The organism is Nocardia coffeae (assembly GCF_019890715.1).
Classification (GTDB): domain Bacteria; phylum Actinomycetota; class Actinomycetes; order Mycobacteriales; family Mycobacteriaceae; genus Nocardia; species Nocardia jiangxiensis.
Genome location: NZ_JAINZY010000053.1, coordinates 1 through 1,108, shown reverse-complemented (window position 1 = coordinate 1,108; position 1,108 = coordinate 1). Strand labels below are relative to the sequence as shown.

Genomic DNA, 1,108 nt, shown 5'->3' with positions numbered 1-1,108 from the left:
GCCACGTGCAGATCGCCCGATGTGCCGTGCCGAAGGCGTCAACATCATGGGCTGTCCGGCGAAGTGTTGGCATGACTGCTTTTTCGGTCGACGGTCGATACGACCGAGGAGATTCCGTTGTGTCAACGTTCGCCATCTCAGCGGCGACAGTGATCGCGCACCGGGTGCCGCTGCTGGCCCGAGCATCGCGGTGGCACACCAAGAAGCGCACGATACTTCGCTACCGACTTCTACCCAGAAGTACGGCCGCAGCGGGAAGTGGAAGTCCGAGGAGTCCCGGCGGTCGAATTCGACGCTGGTAACGATGTACTCGGTCATTCCGCCCGCGCCATTAAGGCGAGCGTCGCCCGCAGACCCTGATAGAGAGAAAGCCCCGGCAGCGTTTGGGCACGACTACCAGGGCCTCTCAGGGTATCGTCCCGCCGATCGCTCAGCTTGACGCGGCAAGCGTATCTGATCAGGCTCGCTACCGGGTGACCCGCTGACGCAGGATGTTGTGGGACGGAGACAGGTCACTCCCGGGACACCTGAACACGCTATGAGATTTCCGGTATGGGGGACGTGTCACATGTCATAGGTCACTGTATGACTATCGGCCTCCTGATTCGGACAAACGAAACCCACTCCTCCGGCAGGGCGACGAGCAGAGCCAAGCCGACACCCCGTTTGCAGGTCCTGTGGGGCACGTAGACCGAGTGCTCGGCACGCCGGCGATGTCATTCGACACCATCGAGTAGATGCCGAGGTGCGGCCTGCCGCCACGAGTCGAGAACGATGGCTTCCAGCTCATCTTGGTCGTCGATGGCGGCGAGGCGCACTCGAACCCAAGCATTGTTCGCCTCGTGCGCGGCGATCCAGAATTTGTCCGGCTCGGCGGCCACCAGTTCGTCGCGGTCGATGATTGGGCAGCGGACCGCCGCCGACGTTTCAGCCTCCGGGAGGGTAAGAAATAGTTTGCTGGCCACCCGGAAAGTTGGCATACCCCACGTGAACTGCTCAGACGTCTCGGGCAACGACAAAGCAAAAGCGCGGACATCGTCCCCAGCAGCACTCATGCACCGAATCTTTCCAGATCGGACACAGGCCGCGCAGAACCTCGACCGCCACC

At 61.9% G+C, this 1,108-nt stretch carries 1 protein-coding gene; it reads right to left on the bottom strand.

Features of this window, described 5'->3' with window-relative positions; all coding sequences use genetic code 11:
• Window positions 1-716 precede the first annotated feature (716 nt).
• On the bottom strand, window positions 717-1,055 hold the full coding sequence (locus K7711_RS46980) for an MmcQ/YjbR family DNA-binding protein (protein WP_222979662.1): 339 nt from the start codon (window positions 1,053-1,055) through the stop codon (window positions 717-719).
• Between the last annotated feature and the right edge of the window lie 53 nt (window positions 1,056-1,108).

Bases quoted from the DNA above. Each gene is read 5' to 3' on its own strand.
- K7711_RS46980 (WP_222979662.1), bottom strand. From the start codon at position 1,055: ATGAGTGCTGCTGGGGACGATGTCCGCGCTTTTGCTTTGTCGTTGCCC.